At 72.2% G+C, this 25,744-nt stretch carries 24 protein-coding genes; 11 read left to right on the top strand and 13 right to left on the bottom strand.

Going from position 1 to position 25,744, the window contains the following annotated elements; translation table 11 throughout:
* The first annotated feature begins 36 nt into the window (after window positions 1-36).
* Both ACFFBG_RS00945 and ACFFBG_RS00940 read left to right on the top strand, forming a co-directional pair.
* On the top strand, window positions 37-1,323 hold the full coding sequence (locus tag ACFFBG_RS00945) for an alpha-hydroxy-acid oxidizing protein (protein WP_375474693.1): 1,287 nt from the start codon (window positions 37-39) through the stop codon (window positions 1,321-1,323).
* Complete coding sequence (locus ACFFBG_RS00940; protein WP_375474691.1) at window positions 1,320-1,661, top strand: Rieske (2Fe-2S) protein; 342 nt, start codon at window positions 1,320-1,322, stop codon at window positions 1,659-1,661. The genes ACFFBG_RS00945 and ACFFBG_RS00940 overlap by 4 nt, the downstream gene beginning before the upstream one ends.
* Here ACFFBG_RS00940 and ACFFBG_RS00935 read toward each other — a convergent pair.
* The 4 genes from ACFFBG_RS00935 to ACFFBG_RS00920 form a co-directional block, all read right to left on the bottom strand.
* Window positions 1,654-4,356: an FAD/NAD(P)-binding protein gene (locus ACFFBG_RS00935; protein WP_375474689.1), complete on the bottom strand. Its 2,703-nt coding sequence runs from the start codon at window positions 4,354-4,356 to the stop codon at window positions 1,654-1,656. The genes ACFFBG_RS00940 and ACFFBG_RS00935 overlap by 8 nt on opposite strands.
* Window positions 4,357-4,495: 139 nt before the next feature.
* Window positions 4,496-4,726 (bottom strand): CDGSH iron-sulfur domain-containing protein, encoded by a 231-nt coding sequence (locus tag ACFFBG_RS00930; RefSeq protein ID WP_375474687.1) that lies wholly within the window; start codon window positions 4,724-4,726, stop codon window positions 4,496-4,498.
* A gap of 87 nt (window positions 4,727-4,813) precedes the next feature.
* A complete protein-coding gene (locus ACFFBG_RS00925) occupies window positions 4,814-5,059 on the bottom strand; it encodes a hypothetical protein (RefSeq protein WP_375474685.1) in 246 nt (81 codons plus the stop codon).
* Window positions 5,060-5,072: 13 nt separating this feature from the next.
* Window positions 5,073-6,224 (bottom strand): anion permease, encoded by a 1,152-nt coding sequence (locus ACFFBG_RS00920; RefSeq protein ID WP_375474683.1) that lies wholly within the window; start codon window positions 6,222-6,224, stop codon window positions 5,073-5,075.
* Between the two features lie 277 nt (window positions 6,225-6,501).
* Here ACFFBG_RS00920 and ACFFBG_RS00915 point away from each other — a divergent pair, with 277 nt between their 5' ends.
* Window positions 6,502-7,527: a helix-turn-helix domain-containing protein gene (locus ACFFBG_RS00915; RefSeq protein WP_375474681.1), complete on the top strand. Its 1,026-nt coding sequence runs from the start codon at window positions 6,502-6,504 to the stop codon at window positions 7,525-7,527.
* A 55-nt stretch (window positions 7,528-7,582) separates the two neighbouring features.
* Entirely contained in the window at window positions 7,583-8,536 is a 954-nt protein-coding gene (locus tag ACFFBG_RS00910; protein ID WP_375474679.1) for a hypothetical protein, read from the top strand.
* Window positions 8,537-8,551: 15 nt separating this feature from the next.
* On the opposite strand, the gene ACFFBG_RS00905 is transcribed toward ACFFBG_RS00910, so the two are convergent.
* Window positions 8,552-9,541 carry a helix-turn-helix domain-containing protein gene (locus ACFFBG_RS00905; RefSeq protein ID WP_375474677.1) on the bottom strand — a complete coding sequence of 330 codons (990 nt, stop codon included), beginning with the start codon at window positions 9,539-9,541 and terminating at the stop codon, window positions 8,552-8,554.
* Between the two features lie 148 nt (window positions 9,542-9,689).
* Between ACFFBG_RS00905 and ACFFBG_RS00900 the strand changes: the two genes are divergently transcribed.
* A complete protein-coding gene (locus ACFFBG_RS00900) occupies window positions 9,690-9,935 on the top strand; it encodes a hypothetical protein (protein ID WP_375474676.1) in 246 nt (81 codons plus the stop codon).
* A 71-nt stretch (window positions 9,936-10,006) separates the two neighbouring features.
* Here ACFFBG_RS00900 and ACFFBG_RS00895 read toward each other — a convergent pair whose 3' ends face one another.
* Window positions 10,007-11,467, bottom strand: a complete 1,461-nt coding sequence (locus ACFFBG_RS00895; RefSeq protein WP_375474674.1) for a CHAD domain-containing protein — start codon at window positions 11,465-11,467, stop codon at window positions 10,007-10,009.
* Between the two features lie 162 nt (window positions 11,468-11,629).
* On the opposite strand from ACFFBG_RS00895, the gene ACFFBG_RS00890 reads away from it, so the two are divergent.
* Complete coding sequence (locus ACFFBG_RS00890) at window positions 11,630-11,833, top strand: hypothetical protein (RefSeq protein WP_375474672.1); 204 nt, start codon at window positions 11,630-11,632, stop codon at window positions 11,831-11,833.
* 25 nt (window positions 11,834-11,858) lie between these two features.
* On the opposite strand, the gene ACFFBG_RS00885 is transcribed toward ACFFBG_RS00890, so the two are convergent.
* The 4 genes from ACFFBG_RS00885 to ACFFBG_RS00870 all read right to left on the bottom strand — a co-directional run bounded on the left by ACFFBG_RS00885 (window position 11,859) and on the right by ACFFBG_RS00870 (window position 17,456).
* Complete coding sequence (locus ACFFBG_RS00885; RefSeq protein ID WP_375474670.1) at window positions 11,859-12,638, bottom strand: HAD family hydrolase; 780 nt, start codon at window positions 12,636-12,638, stop codon at window positions 11,859-11,861.
* A gap of 9 nt (window positions 12,639-12,647) precedes the next feature.
* A complete protein-coding gene (locus ACFFBG_RS00880) occupies window positions 12,648-14,096 on the bottom strand; it encodes a mannitol dehydrogenase family protein (RefSeq protein ID WP_375474668.1) in 1,449 nt (482 codons plus the stop codon).
* Window positions 14,097-14,199: 103 nt separating this feature from the next.
* A complete protein-coding gene (locus ACFFBG_RS00875) occupies window positions 14,200-15,267 on the bottom strand; it encodes a CDP-glycerol glycerophosphotransferase family protein (protein WP_375474666.1) in 1,068 nt (355 codons plus the stop codon).
* Entirely contained in the window at window positions 15,264-17,456 is a 2,193-nt protein-coding gene (locus tag ACFFBG_RS00870) for a SpoIIE family protein phosphatase (RefSeq protein ID WP_375474664.1), read from the bottom strand. Before ACFFBG_RS00870 ends, ACFFBG_RS00875 begins: the two co-directional genes overlap by 4 nt.
* A gap of 234 nt (window positions 17,457-17,690) precedes the next feature.
* On the opposite strand from ACFFBG_RS00870, the gene ACFFBG_RS00865 reads away from it, so the two are divergent.
* Window positions 17,691-18,467 carry an SGNH/GDSL hydrolase family protein gene (locus tag ACFFBG_RS00865; protein ID WP_375474662.1) on the top strand — a complete coding sequence of 259 codons (777 nt, stop codon included), beginning with the start codon at window positions 17,691-17,693 and terminating at the stop codon, window positions 18,465-18,467.
* A 160-nt stretch (window positions 18,468-18,627) separates the two neighbouring features.
* Window positions 18,628-20,001, top strand: coding sequence for a polysaccharide biosynthesis tyrosine autokinase (locus tag ACFFBG_RS00860; protein ID WP_375474660.1), 1,374 nt, complete (start codon window positions 18,628-18,630; stop codon window positions 19,999-20,001).
* An 85-nt stretch (window positions 20,002-20,086) separates the two neighbouring features.
* Here the strand turns inward: ACFFBG_RS00860 and ACFFBG_RS00855 are convergent, their stop codons facing one another.
* Both ACFFBG_RS00855 and ACFFBG_RS00850 read right to left on the bottom strand, forming a co-directional pair.
* Window positions 20,087-20,632 (bottom strand): hypothetical protein, encoded by a 546-nt coding sequence (locus tag ACFFBG_RS00855; RefSeq protein ID WP_375474658.1) that lies wholly within the window; start codon window positions 20,630-20,632, stop codon window positions 20,087-20,089.
* A 221-nt stretch (window positions 20,633-20,853) separates the two neighbouring features.
* Complete coding sequence (locus ACFFBG_RS00850; protein ID WP_375474656.1) at window positions 20,854-21,846, bottom strand: malate dehydrogenase; 993 nt, start codon at window positions 21,844-21,846, stop codon at window positions 20,854-20,856.
* A 52-nt stretch (window positions 21,847-21,898) separates the two neighbouring features.
* Here ACFFBG_RS00850 and ACFFBG_RS00845 point away from each other — a divergent pair, with 52 nt between their 5' ends.
* Window positions 21,899-22,141, top strand: a complete 243-nt coding sequence (locus tag ACFFBG_RS00845; protein ID WP_375474654.1) for a hypothetical protein — start codon at window positions 21,899-21,901, stop codon at window positions 22,139-22,141.
* Here ACFFBG_RS00845 and ACFFBG_RS00840 read toward each other — a convergent pair.
* The gene (locus tag ACFFBG_RS00840; protein ID WP_375474652.1) at window positions 22,104-23,603 is read right to left on the bottom strand and encodes an MFS transporter; all 1,500 of its coding nucleotides are present in this window, start codon (window positions 23,601-23,603) and stop codon (window positions 22,104-22,106) included. The two genes, ACFFBG_RS00845 and ACFFBG_RS00840, sit on opposite strands and share 38 nt — an antisense overlap.
* Window positions 23,604-23,725: 122 nt before the next feature.
* Between ACFFBG_RS00840 and ACFFBG_RS00835 the strand changes: the two genes are divergently transcribed.
* Together ACFFBG_RS00835 and ACFFBG_RS00830 are read left to right on the top strand one after the other, a co-directional pair.
* Window positions 23,726-25,300 carry a fibronectin type III domain-containing protein gene (locus tag ACFFBG_RS00835; RefSeq protein WP_375474650.1) on the top strand — a complete coding sequence of 525 codons (1,575 nt, stop codon included), beginning with the start codon at window positions 23,726-23,728 and terminating at the stop codon, window positions 25,298-25,300.
* 127 nt (window positions 25,301-25,427) lie between these two features.
* A complete protein-coding gene (locus ACFFBG_RS00830) occupies window positions 25,428-25,613 on the top strand; it encodes a hypothetical protein (protein WP_375474648.1) in 186 nt (61 codons plus the stop codon).
* The last annotated feature ends 131 nt before the right edge of the window (window positions 25,614-25,744 follow it).

Here is a 25,744-nt window from a genome sequence, read left to right as displayed (position 1 = left end):
CGGTCTGGGACTGCGGGAGCGGCTTAGGCTGGGGTCATGGGCAATCCGGTCGTGGGGGCGGCGGTCGGCGCCGGGCGGCGAGTGCAGGACCGCATCTATCGCGACGGGGTGAGCGGCCGCCGGCCACGGGTGTCGACGGCGGCGGAAACCCTTGCCCTGCAGGCGAAACGCAAGATGTCGCGGCGTGCTTGGGCCTACGTCGAGGGCGCCGCGGGCGGCGAGGCGACGATGGCGGCGAACCGCGCCGCGTTCGACCGCTGGCGACTCGTGCCGCGCGTGCTGCGCGACGTCTCGCGTCGCGATCTACGCACCGAAGTGCTCGGCGCCGCGTTGCCCGCTCCGCTGCTGCTCGCGCCGATCGGCGTGCTGTCCCTCGCCCATCCCGACGCCGACCTGGCGGTCGCGCGCGCCGCCGCGGCCCACGGCGTCCCGTTCGTGTTCTCCAACCAGGCGTCGGTCGCGATGGAGGACACCGCCGCCGCGATGGGCGACGCGCCGCGCTGGTTCCAGCTGTACTGGTCGACGTCCGACGAGCTCGTCGACTCCTTCCTCGGCCGCGCCGCCGCGATCAAGGCCGGCGCCGTCGTCGTCACCCTCGACACCACCATGCTCGGCTGGCGCCCGCGCGATCTCGATCTCGGCTCGTTGCCATTCGCCCGCGGGGAGGGCATCGCGCAGTACACCGCCGACCCGGTGTTCCGCCGGCTGCTGGACGGCGTGGCGCCGAGCGCCGGGCGGCCGCGGATCACGCCGGCGACCGTCCGCACCCTGGTCGACCTGACGCGCAACTATCCCGGCCGGTTCGCCGACAATCTGCGCTCGCCGCTGCCGCGGGCCGCCGTCGAGACGTTCTTGCGCATCTACTCCCGGCCGTCGTTGACCTTCGACGACCTCGCCGGGCTGCGCGCGCGCACCAACCTGCCGATCGTGCTCAAGGGCGTCCTGCACCCGGACGACGCGCGGCGCGCCGTCGACCTCGGCGTGGACGGGATCGTGGTGTCCACGCACGGCGGGCGGCAGGTCGACGGCTCGATTGCCGCGCTCGACGCGCTGCCCGACGTGGTGGCCGCGGTCGACGGCCGGGCGACTGTGCTGCTCGACAGCGGCGTGCGCAGCGGCGCCGACATCGCCAAGGCGGTCGCGCTCGGCGCGCAGGCGGTGCTCGTCGGCCGGCCATACGTATACGGGCTGGCGGTCGCCGGCCAGGAAGGGGTTGCCGCCGTGCTCGACAACCTGATCGCCGAACTCGACCTCACGCTGGGGCTGTGCGGCGTGACCTCGATCGCCGAACTCGGTCCGCACCTGCTGGCGGCCGCGCCATGACGGCCTCGCTGCTGTCGCCGGGAACGGTGCGCCGGCTCGGCCGGTGGGCGATCGGCAACAGCCGCGGCCAGGATTTCGCCGTCTCGCGCCGCTGCCGGCACCAGTTCGCCGACCTGTCGCGGGGCAGCGTCGACGCCGACGGCTGCCTGGTCTGCCCGTGGCACCGGAGCCGATACGACGTGACGACCGGCGAGATGGTCACCGGCCCGCGCGGATTCCTCGGCTGGCATGGGCCGACGCCGGGCTACACCCAGGCGATCCGCGCCTTCGGCCGGGTGGCCCGGCTGCGGATCGGCCGGCTCCGACGCGCCGCCGACGGCAAGCTCACGGTCAGCTGAGCCGCACCAGCTGATCTCGGCGCGCCCGGTCCGCCGGAGAGTCGCGCCGGCCGATCCGCTCGGACAGCAGATCGACCGCGACGTCTGGGCGGCCGCCGGCGACGGCGCAGTGCAGCAGCGTCTCGCGCACGATCTCCCGCTGCGCGGCGCTGCCGCCGAGCGGCGTCAACGCCGCCTCGTCGCCGAGTGCGAGCAGCGTCGCCATCGCCGCCTCCGGATCGTCGTGGACGACGTCTCCGAGCGCGGCGGCGAGCGGCGCGATGATGCCGCGGAACGCGGCCGACTCGTGCGCGCGGGCGTCGCGCCGCAACCTCGCCAGTCCGGCGCAATCGCCCGCGGCGGCCATCGCGATCGCGGCGTGCAGCGCCACGAACGGCGTCGGCGGGGCGGCGAGCAAACCGGCCGGCACGACGTCGAGCACCGCGCGGATGTCGCCGAGCGGCGCAGTCCCCGTCATCCGCGCTCGCCACAAGAGCGCGGCGGAATCGACCAGCGCGCGCACGCCGGACACATGCGGCGGCGCGAGCTGGGCGGCGTAGCGTGCGACGACCGCGTGCTCCTCCCCCAGCGCGAGCTCGTGCAGCGCGGCGTGCCACGAGAAGTGCGCGCGATGCGAGGCCTTCGCGCCGCAGGTGGCGATCCACGCGTCCAGCCAGTCGAGGCCGGCCTGGTGGTCGCCGGTCTCGTAATGCACGTGCGCCTTCGCATGGACGGCGTGGCCGGCGGCAGGCTCAGCGGCGAGCGCAAGCGCGGCCAGCTCACCGGCCTCGGCGTAACGCTCCTGCTCCTGCCGGGTGAACGCCAGCAGGCCGCGATACCACCAGTCGTCGCCATAGGCTGGCTGCAGCGTGTCCACGAGCGCCCAGGCCTCGGTCGGCACGTCGGTGGCGCCGCCGAAGGCGATGGTCGGCACCGCGAGGCTCACCCCGAGCGCGTCCTCGGGGTACGTCTGCAGGTACGCGATCAGCGCGGCCGCGGACTGCGGGCCGGGCTCGCGGACCCGCGCGGTCGCCACTTCGATGAAGCGCCGCTCGCGCTCGTCGGCGCGGGCGCCCGGCGCGTGCGCCTTGGCGAGAGCCGCCTCGACGTCCACGTCCGCGCCCCATTCCACGCCGAGCACGGCGAGGACGGCGTGCCCGAGGGCGAACTCCGGATCGACGGTCACGGCGTCGGCGACGAGCGCCTCGGCGCCGGACTGCACGCGCAGGATCCGGTGCAGCGCGCCGACGTACGCGCCGGCCGCGCCCGCCGACGCGCTGATCGGCAGCCCGTAGGGGTCGCGGGGGCGGCGGCGCAGCGCCTCGCTCGGCAAGGCGTCCAGCACGTCGCCGGCGAGTCGGGCCGCATGCGCGCGGATCTCCGGCACCGCGGTGCTCTCCCAGAGCTCGCCGCGCCGCAACGGCCCCAGCGTCCACATCGCCGCCGGTTCCAGCGCAGAGATCGCGGCCGCGCCGCTCGTCCGGTCCGGCAGCAGGCGGCCGCGCTCGTCGGTCGCGAGCCCGAGGTCGAGCGGCCCCGAGCGGATCAGCCCCGAGCTCGTCAGGTTCATGATCAGCGGGTCGGCGCTGCGATTGATGCTGGTGCAGCTGCCGGTGCAATTGAGCACGGCGGCGGCGCGCACCTCCGTGCCGTCGGACAGCGTGATCGCCAGCCGGTCGCCGTCGGAGTGGGCCGCGGCCACCGTGCCAGCGTGCACGACCAGCGAGCCATCCGCGCGGCGCTGCGCCAGCCAGTCGTGCACCGCCGGATCGACGCGGTGCCGGACGCGATCCCACCTGCGCCCGGCCGCGCGCAGGAACGCCCGCCGCTCGGCATCGGGCAGCCCGGCCCAGAGCGTCGCGGTGATCGGCCGGAGCCCGTCGACGACGCGGCGCCAGTCGCCGTCGGCCGCCCGGATCGCCGCGAAGACCTCCCGTCGGGCCGCGGACAGCGTCGCGGGCAGCCGGTCGCCGACGGCCGGGAGCGGCACCGTCACGGGGGGTTGGGGCGCGTTCGCATGCGGCAGGGGCAGCATCCCGTGCCGGGAGACGATGTGGACGCGCACGCCTTCGCGTCCCCAGCTCTGCGCCATGTCGACCGCGGTCAGCCCGGCCCCGACGATCACGACCTCGTCACCGTGTCGCAGGGTCGGCTCGGCTGCCGGTCGCCACGGGTCGGCGACGAAGCGCGGCTCGCGGCGCAGCTGCGCGGGCGCCCAGGCCGTGGCCGGCTCGCCGTGCCCCAACGCCAGCACGACGGCGTCCGCAGGCCGGTTGGTGCCGTCGGCGAACGCGAGCCGCAGCCGGCGCCCGATCCGCCGCACATCGGCGACCCGGCCGCGCACGTGCTCGAGCCGCACGTCCGCGCGTTCCCCCGCGGTGCGGGCTGCGGCGTCCAGCACGCTGGACAGGTACTGCGCGTAGTGCACGCGCGGCGCGAAGCCGCCGGCCGGGAAGTCGACGGCGACGTGCCGGCGCAGCCAGCGCAGGAAGTGGTCGGGCTCATCCGGCCAGGCGCTCATGCCCTTCGCCGGGACGTTCAACCGGTGCCGCGGGTCAGTCGTCGAGTAGGCCAGGCCGCGGCCGGCCGGCGCGGAGTCGATCAGCAGCAGGTCGATCGGCCGGCCGCGATCGCCCGCCCGCCGGACGAGGTGCGCGGCGGCGATCGTCCCGCTCGCGCCTGCGCCGATGACGGCGACGCACGCGCGCGTTGTCATCCGCGCCTTGTCATTCGAGGCGTGCTTCCCGGGCCGGCGTGACAACAGGCGAAACGACACGGACAACCCACGGCAACAATCCCTTCTTTGCCTACTGGATAAGTCGACATACTAGCGGCAGACGACGACCGACAGTGGGCTATTCGGTCGCCCGGGTCGCGGCGAGCCTGGCGTTCTGGTGGCTGCCGTCGCAGTAGGGCTTCACCGCCGACCGGCCGCAGCGGCACAGCGCGATCGGCGAGCCCGACCGCTCGACCGTCCGCCCCTCGACGGTGCGGATCTCGACGTCGCCGCGGACGATCAACGGCCCGTCCGGGTAGACGGTGACGGTCGCGTCCGCGCGATCGCCTTTCGTGCCGCGCTTGCCCATGCCGCGCTCCCTGTCCGAACCGTTGGGATGTCGCTACCCACTCGGGCGGCGGCAGTACCCGCGCGGCGATTCAGCCAGCGGCGCCGGCTACTTGTCGATCGTCAGGTAGACGCCGAGGCCGACCGCCGCGGCCGCGAGCGCGAAGCACAGCGCCGCCAAGGCGTATCTGCCGACCAAGCCGGTCTGCGCCGCGCCGTCCGGCCGCGCGGAACCGTCCTGCGCCGACGAGATGAGCCGGGCGCCCAGCGCGAACGCAGCGACGATCAGCACCCCGGCGGCGAGGGACTCGACGAGGATCTGGCCGGTCGTGGCCCAGTCGATGACATCGGACATGACGCCGCTCCCCTCACACGGCCGCGCCGGCCCGCGCCGGCTCGGGATTCGGGCGGGCGTCCTCGTTGACGTTGTCCGCGTTGACCGGCGACGTCCGCGAGCGCAGCCACACTCCGGCGAGCACCGTGGCGGCGAGGACCGTCATGACGACGACCCCGACCACGTTGCCGTTCTTCGTCACGAGCCCGATAGCCGCCGCGACAACAGCCGCAGCCGGGATCGTGAGGATCCACGCCGTGACCATCCGCCCGGCAGTGCCCCACTTGACCTCGGACGCATTCTTGCCGAGACCCGCGCCGATCACGCCGCCGGTCGTCACCTGCGTCGTCGACAGCGGCGCGCCCGCGTGCGTGCTGATCAGCAGCACCGCGGCGGACGCGGTCTCGGCCGCGAATCCCTGAGGCGCCTCGATGTGGAACAGCCGGTGCCCGACGGTGCGGATCACCCGCCATCCGCCGAGGTATGTTCCGGCCGAAATCGCTAGCCCGCACATCAGGATCACCCAGAACGGCGGCCCGGCGTGCTTGCCCAGCCGGTGATCCGCGATCAGCGCGAGGGTCACGATGCCCATCGTCTTCTGCGCGTCGTTCGTGCCGTGCGCCAACGAGACAAGCGACGCTGACGCGAGCTGGCCGTAGCGGAACGTCGACTTGGTGCGCTCGGCCTGCGCGGGCTTGTTCAGCTGGGAGATCCGGTACGCGAGAAACGTCGCCAACCCGGCGACGAGGGCGGCGATGAACGGCGAGAGCAACGCCGGCACGATCACCTTCGACAGGATTGACGATCCCTTGATCGCGCTGAAACCGGCCGCCACCACCGTCGCGCCGATGACTCCGCCTACGAGCGCGTGCGACGAACTCGACGGCAACCCGAAGTACCACGTCGCCACGTTCCACCCGATTGCCCCGAGCAGGCCGGCGAAGATGATCGGCAGCGTCACCCTCGCCGAGTCCACGATGCCGCTCGCGATCGTGGCGGCGACCGACACCGACAGGAAGGCGCCGACCAGATTGAGCACACCGGACAGCGCGACGGCGACCCGCGGTTTCAGGGCGCCGGTCGCGATGGACGTCGCCATCGCGTTCGCCGTGTCGTGAAACCCGTTCGTGAAGTCGAACGACACCGCCAAGACGATGACGAGGACGAGCAACCAGGTGTGCTGCATGGTGGCAGGCTGCCCGCGCGCCGCGCCGGCGCCTCACCTGCGGACGGAGGGTTCACGGACTATTCATTTGCCTCAGCTGCCGCGCACGGCATGCTCGGGGCAGCCGGCTCGGGTGTCTCGACGGGACTGAGCGGTCAATTTGCGACACATTCGCGTGTGCGTGCGCTGTGTGTAGATTTGCCCGGACGCCCGTGCCCTGCTTTCGTGGTATCTGAATGGGGTGGGGGCAGTCCGCGAGCCCCAGGAAAGGCCGGGGGGGATGAGCGAAACAGTGCGAGTGCACGCTCCGGCACACGAGGGCGACGCCGCTCACGGCGGTCCCTCGCGGATCGCCGCCGATCTCTTTTTCGCCCGCGGCCCGCGCGAACAGTCCGCCCTTGGCCGGATCGTGCAGTTCACGGACGCGTTGCTCACCGGCTGCTCCGCCGACCTCGTCCTGCACCACGAGCAGGGCGCGGCGCTCGTGGCCAGCGGGCAGCCGCTGTCGCCTCGACTGGACGCGCAACGCGCTGAGGCGATCGGGGACTTGGCCGCCGTCGCGGCCGGCGGCGAGTCCGTCGGCTGGACCCTCTTCGCCCGCGCGATCGCCACGGACGCGGGCGTGCGCGTGCTCCACGTGCTGCCGGTGGCGCCGCAGGCCGCGACCCTGGTGATCTACGCGCGCGCTGCCATCACGGCCGACGCGCATCCCGCCCTGCATCTCGACCTAGTTCGCAATTACGCCTACACAGCGCTGTGGGGCCTGTCGCTGTCGGTGCGCTGGCGGGCGTTGCAGACGACGCTGATCGACAACCGGCGGGTCTCGATCGCCGCGGGGATCCTGATGCATTCGCTGACGATCGCCGACACGGTCGCGTTCGACATGCTGGCCCGAGCGAGCGAGCAGCGCGGCGTCACCGTTCGCGAGGTGGCCGAGGAGGTCATCACCACCGGCCAATTGTCGGCCGACGTCGTCCCGAACGCCGAGCGCGTCGCGCTGCCGTCGGCTGTGCGCCGGGCGTGCGCGTTCATCGAGGCCAACGCCCAGCAGCAGATCTCGCTGACCGACATCGCGTCCGCGGCGAGCGTCGGCGCGCGCCGCCTGCAGACCGCCTTTCGCCAGCACCTCGGCATGACGCCGACCGAGTACCTGCGCCGGTGCCGGCTGGCAGGCGCGCACGACGAGTTGCTGGCCGCCGACCCCCGCTCAGGCTTGACCATCGCCGAGGTCGCGACCCGCTGGGGCTTCGTCAGCCAGAGCCACTTCACCGCCACCTACCGTCGTCGCTACCGCACCACCCCGCGGGTCACCCTCGACACGTGAGCGCGGCTCGCTAGACGTCGACGGCGCAATTGCAGCTAGGTCAGACTGACCGGCGATGACCACGTCCGACGACATGCTGACAGCTGCCTTCCGGCAGCTCTATGCCGCCGCGCCGGAGGACTTCCTCGCGCTGCGGACGCACCTGGCCGGACAGGCCAAGCGGGCGGGCGACGGCGACACCGCGCGAGCGCTGGCAAAGGCCCGCAAGCCGACCGTGTCCGCCTGGGTGGCAAACGCGTACGCGCTCGCGCACCCGGACGCCGTCGAGCAGCTGCGATCGCTGGGCGAGGAGCTGCGCGCCGCCCAGGACCGGCTGGACACCGCGCTGCTGCGCGAGCTGGCCGGGCGGCGTCGCGCGCTCGTCCAAGAGCTGACCGGCGCAGCGTTGCGCGCCGCCGGCCGGGCTGACCCGCCGGCCGCGCTCCGCGACGAGGTCAGCGGCACGTTCGACGCCGCGCTCGCCGACGACGACGTCGCCGCGCGGCTCGGCCGGCTGCTGCGCGCGGAGCAGTGGTCGGGATTCGGCTTCTCCGCCGACGCCGCGCCGCAGCTCAGGCTCGTGCCCGGCGGTCGCGGCGTCCCGGCCGAGCGCGCCAGGAACGCGGATGGCGGCGACGACCCGAAGCAGGCCGCTGCCACGAAGGCGGGCCGGAAGGCGGCCCCGAAGGCGGCGAAGACGGCGGCCCCGAAGGCGGCGAAGAGTCCGAAGACGTCGCAGACGGACGAGCCGCCGCCGGCCCGTCTGTCGGCCGCGCAGCGTCAGGCCGAGCGCAGGATCGCCGCTCTGCAACGTGACCTGGACGACGTCGACGCCGAGCTGGCCGCCGCCCGGGAACGGGAGTCGGGCGCCCGTGCCGACGCCGATCGCGCGAAACGCGCGGTCGCCGCGGCGTCCGCCGCGCTCGACGTCGCGAAGCGCGCGGTGGCCGCGGCTCGCATCGAGCAAAGCGACGCGCGGCGCCGACGGCGCACCGCCCAGCAGCAGCTCGACCGCGCGCAACGCGAATAGGCCGGCCGGCGGACGTCAGCGGTGCGCGGACTCGCGATGCGCCGAGCGGTACGCGCGCGGGCTCAACCCGAACTCCCGGCGGAACGCGCGGGAGAAGTATTCGGCGGAGGCGAACCCGCACTCCAGCGCAACCCGCTCGACCTGCCCTGGGCCGGATCGGGTCGCGAGGATCTCCGCGGCTCGCTCGAGCCGCCGGCGGCGGATTCGGGCTGCCGGTGATTCGGAGCCGGTGAACGCGCGGTAGAGCTGGCGCAGCGAAATGCTGAGCTGCGTGGCGATGCTGGCTGGCGTCAGGTTCGGGTCGGCCGCCTGCTCGAAGATGATCGCGTCGGTGCGCAGCCGCAGGTGCTCGACCTGAGCGAGGTCAGGGTTGGCACGACGCACCGACGTGCGCAGCAGCAGAGCGGCCGTCGATGCGAGGAAGCGGTCGACGCCGATCAGGCTTGACGACGAGGTCAGCTCCTCGCCGCCGACCAGCAACAGGCCTACAGCGCCGCGCAACACCTGAGACTGAAATGGGGTCAGCTCGTAGGTCTGCTCAGTCATCGAGCGAACCACCGACGCGTCCATGCCCAGTGAGGCCAGCGGGACGTTCAGGGTGAACAGATGCGTGTTGGTGACGAACTGCTCGCTGATCTCGTCGCTCGCCTCGAACACTTCCAGCACGCCGGTGGACACCCCTACCGGGTCGAACACCGAGCCGCCGCCTTCGAGGCGCGCGAGCAGGTGCACGCCCTGGTCGAAGGGCGCCTGCACGGGCGTGCGCGGCGCGCGGTAGAGCTCCGTGCCGCTGACCGTTGACGCCGACCACACGCACCGCGAGCCGCGTAGCCGAGCGCCCTTGAAGAAGTACGGCGCGCGGGCGTGCCGCAGCGGGGCGATCTGCATGCCCAACGGGCCGGTGCGACGTCGACCGGTGAAGGTGTCCGGATTGTCCGCTGAGACGTCGAGCCAGGCGACGGCGCCGGCCGACGGGGCGTCGAGAACGCCCACAGGTTCTGCCATGACCTCGCCTTCCGTCCGGTGCAATCGCGATTCTTCGTCCGCTCCCACACCGAAATTTAGGGACGTCGGCGGTTGCCCGCAAGCGTCCGTCGTCGCGAGCGGCCCCGCTTTGTGATAACAAGCACGGCTTGCCGGGAACGTCCAGCTCATGAGCGATGGCAGCAAGGCCGGCGGCACAGCCGACAGCGAGCGACGGACCGCGGAGTCCGACGTCGAACCCGACGAGGCGCGCGTCGACAGCCGGGACACCGGCGGCGTGCCGGACTCCCGCAAGCCAGACCAGGGCAGTACGACCGGGACGACCCCCAACGACGAGTTCGTCGGCCGCGTCGCCGGGCAGGACCTCGGTTACGCGGAGGAAACCGGGGCCGAGCGCCGGGCTGAGGCAGGCTAACCCAGCCGGCCGGCCCGCGGCCGCCGACTTCTGCTCGGCCTGACGCAGCCCCGACGCCCTGCGTTGTGACGCTAACCGCGGGGGTGGATCCGTCCGCCCCGAGTGCGCTCCCGCTGGTAGAGCAGGCCGAAGGTGAAGCCATTCTCCCCCGGCGCGACACCGGCGGCGGCGCCCAACCGGCGCAGGAATGACGCGGCGACGACGTCGTCCTGCCGGTCGCCGAGACGGGTCTGCACCTCTTTCGCCCGCCGTTCGAGGCGGCCGGCGCGCTTGCCCAGCACCGGACCGGCCAGCTCTGCGACGTACCTCGCCCGCTTTGCGGCCTTGCGTACCCGGTGGTACGCCTCGTCCGAGTCGTCGGTCGACTCGGCGGCCCGGACGCGTTTTGCGATCTTGCGCTCCGCGTCGTCGAGATAGCGCTCGAGCTCGGCGTCGGAGGCGTCCTCCAGCAGCGGCAACGACGCGCGCCACGCGCGCAGCTCGGCCTGCAGGTTGACGTAGCGGCGGCTGCGCACGTGCTGCGCCAGCTCGGCCTCGGCCCGTTGCTGCTCCGCGGCGAGAGTCTGGTGAATTCGCGTGCGCACCGGGCCCAGCACCAACTCCGCAGGCAACTCATCGAGCGCGGCGTCGAGATGGGCGCGCAGCACCTGGCGGTCGCGGATCTCGCCGAGCGCGGCGGCGAACCACGCCAGCTCGCCGTCGAGGCCGGTGGCGCGAGCCTCGTCCAGAGCGCCCGCGAAAACCCGCAACACGCTTCGGTAGCGACGGGTGGCGACCCGCGTCTTGTGGATGAGCTCGCCATGCTCGGGGTCGCCCGAGCCGCCGCGGCGCAGCGCGATGTCGCCGCGCAGCAAGACCTCGTACTGCTCGTCGAGATAGCGCCCCACGGCGCCGGACAGCGTGCCCGACTCGCGCGGGCGCCGAGTGGCCACATCCAGCGCGCGCGCCAGCTTCGAGGCCGACTCGGCCGGCCAGGCGCCGTTCTTGCGCAGCAGCGCGGCGGCTCTTCGCAGCAACTTCTCGGCACCGCCCTCGAGAAGCTCGACCTCGACCTCGCGCCAGTGCCGCAGCACCGCGAATTCGCGCTGGGTGCTGGAGCGCACGGTGTCGTCGACGACCTCGAGCAGCGGCGTGCCGTCGCCGTCCAGGAGCTGGTGCGCGATCCGCGTCGTGCGCAGAGTGGCGAGCGGTTTGAGCGCGGCGCGGCCGCGGATGCCGGTCGTCAATTCCCGCAGCTCGAGAGGAACGCCACGACCGCCGAGCGGCAGGCGGATCTCGGTGCGCGCGTCGCCGGCGGGCACCTTCAAGTGCCATCCGCTGTCGTCGTCACCGGTTCGGCGGCGCAACGTCAGCCCGGCGTCGAGCAACTCGCGGGCGTCGGTGTCGAAGTAGGTGCTCTCCAGCGTCCGCTCCTCGACGCGCACCGAGCCGTCGACGCCGATCAGCTTGCGCAGGTCCGGAACCGTCCACCCATCCGGGACGTCGAACTTCAGTTCGCGCTCGCGCTGCGCAGTGCTCGACTTCTCTGCCACGACGAAACCTTCCAGTGCGAGTTGACCGGCGGCTCTATCTTCGCCGACACGCCGATTCTCAGCGCAGCGAGGTGTGCTGTCGATGGGCAGACGGTCGACGCTGCGCAGGGCCGCGCGCCGGGCGATCCGTTCTGTTCACCTTGGCTTCGTACAGTGCGCCGCATGGACGAGCAGGAGGACGAGCGGACGGCGCAGATCGACGAGGCCCTGCGGCGATCTCAGCAGCAGGAGCGCGACGAGGCGGCCCACGATCTGCGCCGGCAGGCAGACACCGACGAGGCGATCGTCGCCGCGCTGACCCGCGAACAGGAGCGGCAGCAGGCCGCGGATGCGCCCGAGCCGCCGGAGGACGCGCCGCCAGGGTGAGGCCGCCATCACGCGTGGCGACGGCTCACCTCGACGAGGTCAACCCGTCCGCGAGGTCGTCCCAGTTCTCGACCACCGCGACGGCGCCCGCAGCCCGCAGTTGCCGCGCGCGCTCGGCGCGCTCGGCCGGCGGGACGTACTGCACGATGCCCAGGGTCCGGATGCCGGCGCCCACCGCGGACGTCACGCCGCTGCCGGAGTCTTCGATCGCGACCGCCTCGTCGGCGGCGACACCGAGCTCGGCCAGCGCGTGCCGGTAGATCGCGGGATCGGGCTTGCCGAGCGGGCTGGGCAGGCTGTCCTCGGCGCTGTAACGGACAGCGGGCGGGACCAGCTCGTCGAGCTCGCACGCGGTGAAGCAGGCGGTCAACCGAGTCGACGCGCTGGAACTCACCGCGGCCAACCGGAACCGCCGGCTCAGCCGCGTGAGCGCAGCGCTCACTTGCGCCGACGGCCGCAACGTCGCGCGCAGGTGGGCCGTCACCTCCAGCATCTCCCGTTCGATCCACCGCTCGACGTCCGCGGGCGCCGCGCTGACCCCCGCCGCGGCGAGCAGCTCGCCGACCGTGCTGCGGAAGTTCTTGCCGGTGGATTCGACCCGCAGCGCGCCGGGCCGGAAGTCGCCGGCCAACCGGTAATGGTCGGCCAACGCCTGGGTCACGAGTGCGGACGCCTCGAACGCAGATTCCTCGGACGGGAACAACGTGCCGTCCGCGTCCAGCAGCAACGTCGTGGTGCGACCGGTCGCGAAGCCGCAAACGCTGTCGGCCGCGGCGCCGTCAGCCACAGCGCGCGGCTCGGTCACGAGCAGCGATCATCCGCCGTCCGTCGCGAACGAGATCGCCGTCCGGACGCCGCGGAGGTCGATCAACTCGACGTACCGCTGGACGGCCTCGACGAACTCGGCGTCCGCGCCTAGGCCGCCGAACAGCTCGTCGCGGCTGAGCAGAGTGCGGATGCCCGTAGCGCCGCCCCGCGCGAGCGGCTGCAGCTCGTCGAGCAGCGGGTCGTCGATTTGGATCGGGCGTCCGTCGAGGTCCGTCCCGCCCAGGTAGCGGATCCACGCCGCGACCGCGAGCGTGCACAGCGGGGCGCGCCGGCGTTCGGCGCGCGCGGAATGCAGCGAGGGCAGCACGTAGTCGGGCATCTTGCGGGAACCGCGGGCGCACAGCCGAGCCAGCTCGTCGCCGATCTCCGGGTTGGCCAGCCGAATCAGCACTTGTTTGCGGTAGCCCTTCAGCCTCATCCCCCGCACGTCGCCGGGCAGCGCGGGCGCGATCTCGTCGCGCATGAGCACGTTCGCGAACCGGCGCAGCGCGATGTCGGCCATCGCCTGGTTGGTCCGCCGCGCGCCGGCAAGGTAGCCGAGATACGCCACGGCAGTGTGGACGCCGTTGAGCATCCGCGTCTTGATCAGCTTGTACGGCGCCACGTCGTCGACGAACCGCACGCCGACGGAGTCCAGCGGCGGCCGATCGTTGCAGAACGCGTCCTCGATCACCCACTGCGCGAACGGCTCGGTCAGGACCGGCCACCGATCGAGGACGTCGAACTCCAACGCGATGCGGTCGCGCTCGTCGAGCGAGGTCTGCGGGGTGATCCGGTCGACCATGCTGACCGGGAACCTCACATGCCGCTCGACCCACTCCGCCAGCGCCGGATCACGCCGCTGCGCGGCCCACAGCGTCGCGCGGCGCGCCGCCTGCGGGTCCGGCGTGTTGTCGCAGGACAGCACCGTGAAGGGAGCGACGCCCGCCGCGCGCCGGCCCGCCAGCGCGGCGGCCAGCGCGCCGAAGATCGCCGCGCACTCGACGCTTCGCGTGTCGTAGCCGTCGGCCGTGATCGTCAACGTGACGAGCTTGGCGCGCGGGTCCGCGAGCCGTTGCACGACGTCGCCCGGCCGGTCGGCGAGCAGCAGGTACTCGACGACGCAGCCGACGACGCGCGCCGAGCTGACCAGGCCATCGCGCTGCACGACCGTGAACAAATTGCCCTGCGCCTCGAGCACCCGTCCGAGTTCGGGCCGGCGCACGCCGACTCCGACGACGCCCCAATCGGCGCAGCCGGACCGCGCCAGGTCGTCGAAGTAGACCGCCTGATGCGCGCGGTGGAAGCTGCCGAAACCGATGTGCACGACCGCGGGCGCCAGCGCGTCCCGGTCATAGGCGGGCGGCCGAAGCTGCCCAGCCGCCCCGACCCGAACCCGATTCGAGTCCAGATCCGGATCCGGGGTCGCCGACATCGGCGTCAACTGCTGCGTCATCTATTCCCCTCCGCGGCGGCCGCCCTGCTTTCGCGGAGTGAAAGAGCGGCGCCGAATCGTCGCGAATGTACCGCGACGGGCAATGGCGCGGCGTCGGCGCAGGTCAGCCCTTCCAGAGCCGCTCGAGCACGCGCTCGCCGGCCCGGCCGTCCTCGAGCGCGCAGTACCGCCGGGCGAACGCGGCGTAGCGGCCGGCATAGTCGTTGCGGACATCCTGCAGGTTGCGCACGGCCGCGGCGAGCTGGTCGTGGTCGCGCAGCACCGGGCCGGGCGCTTCGTCGAGGAGGTCGAAGTAGAAGCCGCGGATCTCGTCGCGGAACAGCTCGTAGTCGTAGGCGTAGAAGAGCAGCGGCTTTCCGGTGACGGCGAAGTCGAACATGGTCGAGGAGTAGTCGGTGACGAGCGCGTCGGCGGCGAGATACAGCTCGGCGATGTCGCCGAAGTAGGACACGTCGCGCAACCGCGGCCCGGTCGCGACGGAATGCCGGCCGGTCTCCATGGCGTGCGAGCGCAGCAGCAGGCAGTGCCGGTCGTCGAGCTGGTCGGTCAGGGCCGCGATGTCGAGCCCGTAGCCGAGCACCGGCCGGGTGTCGTCGAACACCGCGTCGTCACGCCACGTCGGCGTGTACAGGATCGCGATCGTGTCCTCGGCCAAGCCGAGCTCAGCCCGGACGCGGCGCCGCACGGCAGGCGCCGCCGCCGACTGCAGCACGTCGTTGCGTGGGTATCCAGTCTCCAGCACCTCGCCGCCGAATCCGAACGCGTGCCGCAACCGCGGCGTGCTCGCCTCGTTCGGCGAGACCAGGACGTCCCATTTCGCGACGTCCTCGTCGAGGCGGGCAAGCCGGCCCGGCGGCGCCCACAGCACGTCGTGGTGAATGCGCTTGAGCGGCGTGCCGTGCCAGGTCTGGAGATACCGCGCGTCCGGCCGCTTGGCCCACTCGAGGTCGGTGTGCGTGTTGGCGATCAGCAGGTCCGCGGCCTCCAGCGCCGCCACGCACGCAGGCGTGCCCCACTCGACCGTCGACACCTGTGCGGGAAACGCCGCCCGATGGTCGTCGGCGACGAGCCAGATGTGCTCGTCCCCCGGCCGCTCGGCGATCCAGCGCTCGTGCAACGCGCGCGGATTGTCGCTGTAGCGGCCCTCGAAGCTGTGATAGACGATCTTCATTCCGGGACCGGGCGACTGAGCACCAGCACGCACGCGTCGTCGTTCTGCACCGATTCGATCAGCGCGGCGGAGATGCTGGCGCAGATGTCCGCGGCCGGCGCCCCGTCCGGCGTGGCCGCGAGCACGTCGGCGAGCACGCCGATCCGGTCCTCGATGTCGGCGTCCGCGCGTTCGATGAGCCCGTCGGTGTAGAGCACGAGCGCGCCGCCGGCAGGCAACTCGGTCTCCGCCTGGACCACCGCGCGGTCGTCCAGCACGCCGATGGGCGAGGTGCGGCCTTCGGTGAGCCACGTGACCGCGCCGCCGAGGTGGCGCACCAGGCCAGGCGGATGGCCGGCGCTGGTGTAGGCGACGCGGCAGACGCCGTTGTGGTCGGCCGGGTCGTCCAGGACCGCGTAGAACAGGGTCGCGAGCGGCGTCGCGCTCAGCCCCCGCACGAGCGGATCGAGCTCGCCGACGAGCTGAACCGGCCGACGACCCGCCCAGGCGAGCGCGCGCACCATCGACCGCAACTGCCCCATAGCGGCGGCGGCCGCGAGGTCGTGGCCCATGACGTCGCCGACCGCGACACCCACCGACGGCCCGGGCAGGTCGAGCACGTCGTACCAGTCGCCGCCGACCTCGGCCGCCGACGCCGGGAGGTAGGCGGCGGCGACGTCGAAGCTGGCCAGCGTCGGCAGGTGCGGCAGCAGCCCACGCTGCAGGGTGATCGCCGCCTCGTGCTCGCGCGCGTAGAGCTGCGCGTTCTCCAGCGCGGTGCCCGCGCGCAGCCCGATGTCGGCGATCACGGCGAGTTCGTCGGGGTCCTGGAAGTGTCCGCTCCCGGTTCGGCTGAGCAGGAGCAGGCCGGATACCCGGCCGCGAGCGCGCATCGGCGTCGCCACGAGCGTGCGCAGGTCGTTCGAGTCCCCGAGGGCGGGGACGACCGCGGCCCCCGCGGCGAGTTCGTCGACCTCGGCCGCCGTCAGCTCGAGCGTGACCGGCCCCGCCATGGCCGACCACGGGTCGGCCAGGTCCGCGCCCCGGCCGGCCAGGAGCGTTCGCAGCCCGTTGAGGGCGGACTCCGGATCTCTGCCCGCCATGTCGACGGGGACGACTGGCAGCAGCTCGTCGCCGGCCACATCGGCGCCGGCGCCGGGCCCGTCTGTCCACCCTGCGAGGGACGGGGAGCAGGCCGCAGCCGCGTCCAGCACCGCGCCGTCCTCGAGCGCGACGGCAAACGCCCAGCCAGGAAAGTGGCTGACGACGATGCCGGGCAGGTCGGCGAGCAACTCGGTCGGGTCGTCGATCCGCGTCGCGAGCTCCTGGCTGATGGCGGACACGGCCCGCTGCCGCGCCGTCGCGGCCTTCGCGACTACGAGCGCGGCGTCCCGGGCGGCGTCGGCGTCCACCCGGGCGGTGACATCGGCGTGCACGCAGACGTGGTGGGTGAGCCGGCCGTGCGCATCGAAGATCGGGCTGATGACCAGGTGGTTCCAGAACGCCGTGCCGTCAGTGCGGTAGTTCAGCAGCGTTTCGTTCACGATGCCGTTCGTCCGCAGGGCCTTGCCGATCCGGCCGACCGCGGCGCGGTCGCTGAGCGGCCCTTGCAGGAATCTGCAGTTGCGGCCGACGACATCGGCCGCGGCGTAGCCCGTCAACCGCTCGAAGGCCGGATTCACCCACACGAGCGGGTTGTCCGGCGCCGTGGGGTCGGAGATGGAGAACGCGAGCTCGCTGGCGACGACCGCGCGGTGGCGCAGGTCCTTTTCCACCTGGAACTGCAATATGCCGCTCTGGTCGCTCAGCGGCAGAAAGGCGACGAGGGCTCGCCGACCTAACGGCGCCGGTGCGTCCACCAGCGGGGTGCCGACGACCCAGAGTTCCTCGCGGGCCGCGGTCAGGTCGGACTCACGGCTCGCCGTCATGATCTCGCCGTGCACCGGCTGGCCGGCGGCGACGCGCTGGAGCGGGGTACTCGTCGCCTCGAGCTCGTCGCCCGCTTCGTTCTGCAGACCCGCCCGCCGCGACCACGCGTCGACGTCGATCGGCAGGGCGACCTGTGGAGCGAGCTGCTGGGCGAGGTCGTTGGCGTAGACGACCTGCGCCGCGTCGAGGTCGACGATCAGCACGGCGGCCGGGCGGTCGGAGAGCACGCGGGTCAGGCCGACGTGCGTGCCCGCCTCAGCCAGCTCGGCGCGCCCCGTCATCGCGACATCCTGGCACGAAACCGGCAAATGACGCGGACGCGCCCGCGACCCGGCCGAGGCTCACGCATTGCGCTGCGGCCTCAGTGCGCTGCGGCGCCCGGGCGAGGTCCCTTGCTCCGCGCTCGGCGCAGCGACCTTCTTGCTCGGCATACCGGCGGGATTCCCGCCAGACGGCGGCGGGTAAACGAACACCGGGCTGCACGCGCGGAGGCTGCCGCTTAGACTCCCGACGTCATGATTGAGTTCCCCGGCGGCCGACCGCCTCGACCGCTGTGGCCGAAGATTCTCGGCGGCGTCGTGCTGGTCGCCGTCGTCGCCACAGGCGCCTATATTTGGTTGCGGCCCAAGGCCGCGCCGGGCGCGGGAACGACCCCGCCATTCAGCCCGCCGACGTCGCAGGGCCTCACGCAGTCGTCGTCAGCGCCTGCGCGCCCCCTGCGCGTGGTGATCCTGCGCGGCGGCACCACCGGCTGTCAGCCCAGCGGCGGCTGCGGCGACAACAACTACGCTGCCGCCCTCCAGTTCAAGACCGGCTGGTCGGTGACGACCCTCGCCAAGGGGGGTTCGGGCTATGTCGGACGCTCGCTCGAGCGACCGCCTCAGGACTTCGGCGCACGCCTGACCGATGTGTACAGCGCAAAGCCCGACGTTGTGATAGTCGAGGGCAGCGTGAGCGACCAGCAGTATCCAGAGAGCGAAATACAAGGTCGAGCGGTGTCGGTGTTCACCCGGCTGAAGGCGAACCTGCCAAAAGCCACGGTGATCGCGGTAGGCCCTGCGTACAGCGGCAGGCCGCCGGCTGGAGTGCGGACTGCTGAGCAGGCGGTGAAGGCGGCCGCGCGTGGGCGAATTGCCCTATTCGTCGACCCGATCGCCGGGCGCTGGTTCGACGGCGCGAACGCGAAATTCATGGGCGCGGACCACGAAAGCCCGAACAACGAGGGGCACTCGCTCTTCGCCGCTAAACTGTTAGCTGCGTTACAAACGCTGCATCTGCGCGGCGCCGCATAACAGCGTTCGGGGCAATCGGCGCCCGAGCGCCCGCTGAGCAGATCACATCTTTGTTTGGTCTTTGGTCCGCCCGGACGGCACACTTACTTCTATCCTTGACCGGAATCGCGGTCGGACGGCCGCGGCAGCACGAGCCGCCCGACAGGTGGGAGTCACATCCGTGGACGTTCGGGATTACGTCAAGCTGCTGCGCAAACGCTGGCACTGGATCGTCGCCTGCATCATCATCGGCCTCGCGCTGGCCGCCGGAATCGTCAAGACGAGCACGAAGATGTATACCGCCTCGACCCAGATCTTCGTCGCCGCGTCGTCTGCCAACGGCACCGACTCGTTGAACAACGGCAACACATTCGTGCAGCAACGGGTGCAGTCGTACACGAACGTCGCAACCAGCCCGGATGTCACCTCGCCGGTGGTCAAGCAGTTGAAGCTGAAACTCACCGCTGACCAGCTCGCGTCCAAGATTTCCGCGGACGCGCCGCTGAACAAGGTGCTGCTCAACATCCACGTGACCGACGCGTCCCCGCGGTTGGCGGCGAGCATCGCCAACGCGGTGTCGACGCGACTGATCACCGATGTCGAGAACATCGAGCGGGTCAGCGCCGGCTCCGCGGAGTCGCCGGTCAAGCTGACGCTCATCCAACCCGCGCAGGTGCCCGGGTCGCCGACCTCGCCGAACGTGTCGCTCGACCTCGCGATCGGCGGGCTGGCCGGGTTGCTCGTCGGCCTCGCCCTCGCGGTGCTGCGCGAGACCCTGGACACCCGGGTGCGCACGAGCGAGGACATCAACGAGCACATCGGCGCGGCGGTGCTGGCCGCGGTGCCGGCGCAGCGCCGCTCGCCCACGTCGGCGACGATCGGCTCGGACGACTTCGGCTCGCGCGCCGAGGCGATCAGGCAGCTGCGAACGAATCTGCAGTATCTCGCGGTGGACACCCCGCCGAAGCTGATCGCGATCACCAGCGCCATGAGTGGTGAGGGCAAGAGCACCACCGCCGTCGGGCTGGCGTCCGCGATGGCCGAGGCGGGTTACACCGTCTGCCTCGTCGACGCCGACCTGCGCCGCCCGACCATCGCCCGCGCCTTCGGTCTGGACGCTTCGCCCGGCCTGACTTCGATCCTCGCCGGGCGGGCCGGGATCGGCGACGTGCTCCAGCCGGTCAGCTCGAACCTGAACGTGATCACCTCGGGCCCGATCCCGCCCAACCCGAGCGAACTGCTCGCGTCCGGCCACTTCCGCACGCTGCTGCGCGAGCTGGCCGAGAAGACCGACTACGTGCTGATCGACACCGCGCCGCTGCTGCCGGTGGCCGACGGCAGCGAGGTCGCGTCCGTGGCCGATGTCACGCTGCTCGTCGTCCGGGCGCGGCGCACCAACCGCGACCAGCTGCGGAAGGCGGCCGACTCACTCACCCGGGTGTCGGCACGGCTCGGCGGCGTGGTGCTGAACGCGGTGTCTGCGCGCGAGTCGGGCACCTACTACGAGTACTACTCGAACTCCCGCCCGGCCCGCCGGTCCGCCCGCGCCCGCTGAGTCGAACTGGAAAGTTGTCCTCGCCCGGACGGCGTCCGCGCCGATGACGCGAGCACAACTTCGCGGGTGAAGGTCACGACGCCGCTCAAGCGGGGTCGCGGCGTCCCAGGCCGAGCGTGGCCACCACGACGTCGACGCAGTCGGCGATCTCCCTGGCGCGCAGGCGCGTCTCCTCGAGGCTGGCGCGCACCGGGTCGGCGATGTCTTCATCGGTTTGCGCCGGCGTGCGGGGCTGGGCGGCGATCAGGCTGACGCGCGCCCGCAGCTGCTCGGTCGTCGGCCGGGCGCAATCGGGCGGGCCGAGCGCGGCGGCCAGCCAGCAGAAGCGGCGCAGGGTGAACGTCCGCCGCATGGCTCGTGGGCTGTCTTCGAGGATGCGTTCGCGGTGCGCGCGCTCGGCGGTGAGGATGAGGTCGGCGCGCTCCGCGAGCGGCGGCACGAACTGGCGCGCGATGTGCTCGCTCGGATCCGCGCCAAGCTCGGCCGCCGCGGTCATCGAGTTCGCGGCCATCGGATGGCCGACCACCGCGTTGACGCCCGCGCTGGCGATCGTCACCGGCAGCGAGAGGTCTGACCGGCCGATCATCAGGCGCTCGGCCATCGCCGAGCGGTGGATGTTGCCGGTGCACACAAAGAGCACGTTGAACCGGGACGGATCATCCAGGCTCTCCGGTTCCGGCTCGCGGGCGTGGCGCGAGTGCGGCTGTGGGCGCGGGGACGGCGGGTCAGGCGATTGCGCATGCGCGGGCCGGCGCCCGGGGTCGTCTCGACGGCCACGTCTCAACCCAGCGCTCCGTTCGGCTCGTCGAACCGGTAAGCGGCGAGTCTAGGTCGTCGAACCCGCTCACATGGTCAGATCAGGCCGAGTGACTGGACGGCGTCGCGCTCCTCGACCAGCTCGGCCACTGAGGCGTCGATCTTCTGTCGGGAGAAGTCGTTGACCTGGACGCCGTCGATGATCTGCCACTCGCCGTCCACGGCCCGGCACGGGAAGGAGCTGATCAGGCCCTCGGGCACGCCGTACGAGCCGTCCGAGACGACCGACGACGACGTCCAGTCGACGCCGTTCACCCAGTCGTAGACGTGGTCGATCGCCGCGTTCGCGGCCGAGGCCGCCGAGGACGCCCCGCGGGCCTCGATGATGGCCGCGCCGCGCTTGGCCACGGTCGGGATAAACGTGTCCTTCAGCCAGGACTCCTCGACCTGCTCGGCGGCGCTCGTCCCGTTGACCAGCGTGGTGTACAGGTCGGGGTACTGGGTGGCGGAGTGGTTGCCCCAGATCGTCATGTGCTCGATCGCGGCCACCGGCGCCGACAGCTTGCCGGCGAGCTGCGACAGCGCTCTGTTGTGGTCGAGGCGGGTCATCGCGGTGAACCGGCCGGCCGGCACGTCCGGCGCGTTGCGCTGGGCGATCAGGGCGTTGGTGTTCGCCGGGTTGCCGACCACCAGCACCTTGACATCGGCGGCCGCGTGGTCGTTGATCGCCTTGCCCTGGGGGCCGAAAATGCCGCCGTTGGCCTCGAGCAGGTCGCCGCGCTCCATGCCCTTCGTGCGCGGGCGCGCCCCGACGAGCAGCGCGACGTTGACGCCGTCGAACGCCGTCTTCAGGTCTTCGGTGACGTCGATGCCGGCCAGCAACGGGAACGCGCAGTCGTCGAGCTCCATCGCGGTGCCCTCGGCCGCCTTCACCGCCGGCGGGATCTCGAGCAGCCGCAGCCGAACGGGAACGTCGGGGCCGAGCAGGTGCCCGGATGCGATGCGGAACAGCAGCGCGTAGCCGATCTGGCCGGCGGCGCCGGTCACGGTCACCGTCGTCGGAGAAGGCGCCGTCGTTGAAGAGGTCACGCCGCGACGTTATCGGTTAGCCTGGTCACGGCAACCGGGGGGTGCTGAAGCTATGCGGCTGATGATTCACACGATTCAGGTGGGCGACGAGCTCACGATGATCGGGCCGGACGGGCGGCGCAGCGAGCGTTTCACGCTCGCGGATATGCCGTTGTTGAAGCCGGACACGGTGTGGCTGTACCGGGAATTCGACGCGCCGATCATCGTCGGCCGCACCTACGGCCTGGACGCGAGCTTCGAGCTGCACAGCCGCCGGGTCATCCGCCCGCACGGCGGCTCCCGCGTCCTGCCGTAGCCGGACCGCGCCGCTCCCGGCGCGCGTCGACGATCGCGAGCGCCAACCCGGCCAGCGCGAGCGCGACGGTCACCAGCAGCGCGGCGCTGTACGCGTCGCCGAAACGGGCCGCCCGCGGCCCCGCGGCGGCGGGCACGCTGCCCGCCAGCACGCCGTAGAAGACCGCGCTCAGCGTGGCGGAGCCGACGGCCGCGCCGAGCCGCTGCGCGGTCTGCAGCATGCCGCCGGCGGTCGATCCGCCGGACACGTCGACGTCGGCGAGCGACAGCGCCTGGTTCGGCGTGATCACCGCTCCGCCACCCAGTCCGGCCACGAACAGCGACGGAGCGAGCAGCCACGCGACGTCCGCGTTCGGCAGGTCCCCCGCGCTCGCCCGGACGGACAGGACGGCGCCGGCGATGCCGGCCGCGAAGGTGGCCAGCGCGACGACTGTGACCAGCCGGCCGGCGCTCTCGACGAATCGCCCCGCCACCGGCGCGCCGACCGAGACGCCGAGCGCGAGGCTGGACGCGGTAAGCCCCGACTGCAGCGCTGAGAAGCCCAGGCCGTCCTGCAGGAACAGCGACAGGACGAGCGCGGTGCCCGTGAAGCCGGCGAAGTAGAGCAGCGCCAGCCCGAGGCCGTCGGAATAGCTGCGGATCCGGAAGAGCGCGGTGTCGATCAGCGGATGGCCACGCCGCCGGGCTGGTCCGCGCTCCCACCACGCGAAGCCGGCCAGCACCGCGAGCGCAGGCACGACGAGCACCAGCCGGCCGGCCCGGCGGTCGGCGTCGAACTCGACGACCGGGAACAGCAGCGCTGCGAGCCCCAGCGCGAGCAGCCCGGCGCCCGGCAGATCGAGCGGGCGGGGATTCGGCCGGGGCGTGTCCTTCGGCAGCATCCGCCAGGCGAGCAGGAACGCGGCCGCGCCGACCGGCACGTTGATCAGGAAGGTCAGCCGCCAGCCCAGCTGCGGGCCGCCCGCCGCGATGATCAAACCGCCCAGCACCGGGCCCACCGCCTGCGCCAGCCCCACATTGAGGCCGAGCAGGCCGAAGGCCCGCCCGCGTTCGCGGCGCGGGAACAACTGCTGGACCAGCCCGGAGACCTGCGGGTTGACCAGGCCGCCGGACAGGCCCTGCAACAGCCGGGCGCCGAGTAGCACCAGCGGCGTGGGCGCAAGCCCGGACAGCAGGCTGGCGAGCACGAAGCCGCCGATGCCGATCAGCAGCATCCGCCGCCGGCCACGGTCGTCGCCGAGCCGGCCGGCGATGATCGGCACCATCGCGAACGCAAGCACGTAGCCGGACACGACCCACTGCTGCTCAGCGGCGTCGGCGTGCAGCGTCGCGCCGATGGACGGCAGCGCGACGTTGACGATGGTGGCGTCCAGCAAGGTCATGAACAGCGCAGACAGGCATACGCCGAGCAGGAACCAGCGTCTGGGGTCCAGCTGGTCGTCGGCTTCCGGCGGCCCGCTCATGATCTCTATCCTGGCGAACGCGGTCGCCGCCGCGAACCAACCAAGCTGCGCCGCACAGGCGACGCTGTTACCGTCGCGGCACCTGCGAAGCCCGCCGACCCGCCCGATGTGAGGACGCCCGCTTGAGGACCCCCCGCCGCCGTGCAGCCGCCACGCTGGCCGCGCTGCTCGCCGCGGCGATCGGCGCGACGCTGGCGGCAGCCCCGCCGGCCGCCGCCCTCGGCCGGCATGCCCCGCGCGCCCACACCGACCCCATCCACGTGCGCGGCGGCGTCGCCCATCTCAGTGGCTGGGTCATCGACCCGGACACGACCGGCGCCGTGCGGGTCCGCATCAGGATCGACTCGCGAAAGAGTCGGGTGGTCAAGGCAAACCGCTATCGCGCCGATTTGGCCCGCCGGCACGTCGCGGCCGGCCCGCGGCACGGCTGGAAGGCGTTGGTGACGGTCCCGCAGGGCGCGCACCGGCTGTGCGTGACGGCACTGAACCGCGGCCCGGGCCGCAACCGGAAGCTTCGTTGCTGGAACGTGCACGCGAACTACACGCTGCCCGGCGCTCCGACGCGGCTTCGCTCGTCGGTCACCTATCACAGCGCGATCGTGCGCTGGCGCGCACCGAAACGGCACGGCGGCGGCGTGCTGCACCGATTCCGGATCACGGTCAGTGACGCCGGCAAGGTCGTGCGCCGGCTCAGCGCGCCGGCGACTGCGGCCAGCCTGACGCTGGCCAGGCTGAGGCCGTCCCACCGCTACACCATTGCAATCCGCGCGTCGAACACCGCCCACCGCGGGCCGGCGGCGTTGAAGACGTTCACGACGGCCTACCCGCCGATCCCGGCGCAGGTGACGCCTGCGCCGGTCGGCCGCAGCCGCTACCTGCGCCAGCTCACCGGGGTCGCCGCGCACGACCAGCCGCTGATGCAGTCGATGGGCGCCGCTGACGCGCAGGCGCATCCGGGTTATCACCGCTACCTGGTGCTGCTGGACATCGGCGGCCAGACGAGCACCGGCGTGATGTTGTCCGCGACGACCCGGCAGCTCACCTACGCCCAGCTCGTCAGCGCGATCGAGGCCTACCTGGTCGGGTACTCGGCGGGCGAGCGCTACAACGCGCCGACCATCGTCGCCGTCGGAACCAACAACGACCTGTCGGTCTCCCGGGCGCAGGGTCGGGCTTGGGCGCAGCTAGTGGTCGCTCCGCTCGCCGCGTTCGCGCGCGGGCACACCAAGCGCATCACCGTTGCCGGCGCCAACGACATCGAGCCCGGCTTCAGCGCCGCACCGGCCGCAACCCGAGGCTGGCTGGCCGGATACCTCGCCGCCGGGTCGGCGAAATTCGTCTACAACGGTTCGGCGGACGGCTGCCCGACTGTCGCTGGCAAGTCGAAGTGCAACAACGGCTGGACGACGACGGACCTGCACTGGCTGGCCGGCGCGGCGAGTCCCAAGCGGATCATCGCGCTGCCACAGATCTACAACGCGGCGATGCCCTGGCAGTGGCAGGTGATCTCGGCCGTGCACAACCAGCGGCTCGCCTTTGGCGGTCCGCTGACCGAGCATCACGCCTGCGCCCAAGCCCGCTCGTGCGGCTCGCTGACCAGCCCGCAAGCATGGAAGCGGCTGTTCGCCGCGTTGCGCAGCAGCGCTGTCACCACAGTCAGCGCTTTGCCCTACGGACCAGATCTGCGGATCAGCTGACTCGCCGAACCCGCTGACCTATGTGTGGTCGGTGTTACATTTGGGCAGCCTGCCGGAGAGTGACGCTCACGACAGATAGACGATCGGTAGTCCGCAGGACACCGCCGCGTAACCGAGGCAGGCAACCATGACGATCATGACGGACACCATCTCGGTCCACAGCGGCCGCGCCGCCGCCGATGCCCGGCACGGGACACCGCACGCGATGGCAGCACCGGCCGGTCCAGTGGCCAATCCCCGCCGGCTTCGGCTCGGCGCCTCGGGCGCGCCGCTGTCGGCCGACGCGGCGAAGGATGCGCAGACCGCGGCTTGAGCCGCGCGCGCAGTTCCGCTGAAGGCGCCTGAAGCAGACCGCACATGTGGCGGGGGGCGTGCGCCGGACGCACCGGAACAAAGCGCCCCCGCTTCAACAGCGCGCCCGGCGCACGCCCTATCACGATCCCC

The sequence above is a fragment of the uncultured Jatrophihabitans sp. genome, from assembly GCF_964251945.1.
Classification (GTDB): Bacteria; Actinomycetota; Actinomycetes; order Mycobacteriales; family Jatrophihabitantaceae; genus Jatrophihabitans.
This window is presented reverse-complemented; position numbering and strand designations above follow the sequence as displayed.

Coding starts and splice junctions, on each gene's coding strand:
- ACFFBG_RS00905 (WP_375474677.1), bottom strand. CDS start 9,541: ATGGCAGAACCTGTGGGCGTTCTCGACGCCCCGTCGGCCGGCGCCGTC.
- ACFFBG_RS00830 (WP_375474648.1), top strand. CDS start 25,428: ATGACGATCATGACGGACACCATCTCGGTCCACAGCGGCCGCGCCGCC.
- ACFFBG_RS00920 (WP_375474683.1), bottom strand. CDS start 6,224: ATGCAGCACACCTGGTTGCTCGTCCTCGTCATCGTCTTGGCGGTGTCG.
- ACFFBG_RS00945 (WP_375474693.1), top strand. CDS start 37: ATGGGCAATCCGGTCGTGGGGGCGGCGGTCGGCGCCGGGCGGCGAGTG.
- ACFFBG_RS00925 (WP_375474685.1), bottom strand. CDS start 5,059: ATGTCCGATGTCATCGACTGGGCCACGACCGGCCAGATCCTCGTCGAG.
- ACFFBG_RS00930 (WP_375474687.1), bottom strand. CDS start 4,726: ATGGGCAAGCGCGGCACGAAAGGCGATCGCGCGGACGCGACCGTCACC.
- ACFFBG_RS00910 (WP_375474679.1), top strand. CDS start 7,583: ATGACCACGTCCGACGACATGCTGACAGCTGCCTTCCGGCAGCTCTAT.
- ACFFBG_RS00870 (WP_375474664.1), bottom strand. CDS start 17,456: ATGACGGGGCGCGCCGAGCTGGCTGAGGCGGGCACGCACGTCGGCCTG.
- ACFFBG_RS00890 (WP_375474672.1), top strand. CDS start 11,630: ATGGACGAGCAGGAGGACGAGCGGACGGCGCAGATCGACGAGGCCCTG.
- ACFFBG_RS00875 (WP_375474666.1), bottom strand. CDS start 15,267: ATGAAGATCGTCTATCACAGCTTCGAGGGCCGCTACAGCGACAATCCG.
- ACFFBG_RS00940 (WP_375474691.1), top strand. CDS start 1,320: ATGACGGCCTCGCTGCTGTCGCCGGGAACGGTGCGCCGGCTCGGCCGG.
- ACFFBG_RS00900 (WP_375474676.1), top strand. CDS start 9,690: ATGAGCGATGGCAGCAAGGCCGGCGGCACAGCCGACAGCGAGCGACGG.
- ACFFBG_RS00880 (WP_375474668.1), bottom strand. CDS start 14,096: ATGACGCAGCAGTTGACGCCGATGTCGGCGACCCCGGATCCGGATCTG.
- ACFFBG_RS00865 (WP_375474662.1), top strand. CDS start 17,691: ATGATTGAGTTCCCCGGCGGCCGACCGCCTCGACCGCTGTGGCCGAAG.
- ACFFBG_RS00935 (WP_375474689.1), bottom strand. CDS start 4,356: ATGACAACGCGCGCGTGCGTCGCCGTCATCGGCGCAGGCGCGAGCGGG.
- ACFFBG_RS00840 (WP_375474652.1), bottom strand. CDS start 23,603: ATGAGCGGGCCGCCGGAAGCCGACGACCAGCTGGACCCCAGACGCTGG.
- ACFFBG_RS00845 (WP_375474654.1), top strand. CDS start 21,899: ATGCGGCTGATGATTCACACGATTCAGGTGGGCGACGAGCTCACGATG.